This is a genomic window from Cereibacter changlensis JA139, from assembly GCF_003034985.1.
Taxonomy (GTDB): Bacteria; Pseudomonadota; Alphaproteobacteria; order Rhodobacterales; family Rhodobacteraceae; genus Cereibacter; species Cereibacter changlensis.
The window spans coordinates 1-382 of sequence record NZ_PZKG01000447.1 but is presented as its reverse complement, the minus strand read 5'-3'; the positions used below and the strand labels follow the sequence as shown (position 1 = coordinate 382).

Sequence of the window (382 nt, the reverse complement as noted above, 5' to 3'; positions counted from 1 at the left end):
CGCCAACCCGGATGGTGACCTCGCCCACCACGAGCTCCACCAAAGGTTCTGGCGAAGTAGTGGGGCAACCTTGGCTCTGCTTGTTCAGGAAGGCCCTGCGCCAGCCAAACAACTGCGGAGGGGAAATTCCCAGACGACGGGCCAGCGCCGAAACATTGATCCCAGGCTCCAGCGCCGCAGTGACCGCCTGCGCCTTGAACTCATCCGACCACCGGCGGCGCTCGCCAACCGGCGCTCCGTCCAGCCGCCCGACGAACGCTTCGACCAACTGAAAGCTACCAGTCACAGGTATAGGCGTAGAACTAGTCGTAGACATGGAACCCCGGCGATCAGACCAATGCCGCAACCTATCTCAGACAAGCTACGCCATTAACCCACGGGG

1 protein-coding gene is annotated in these 382 nt (G+C 62.0%); it reads right to left on the bottom strand.

Going from position 1 to position 382, the window contains the following annotated elements; all coding sequences use genetic code 11:
* Positions 1-268 (bottom strand): transposase (locus C5F48_RS24605; protein ID WP_219907857.1); only part of this gene is annotated, 268 nt, incomplete at its 3' end.
* Positions 269-382: the final 114 nt, after the last annotated feature.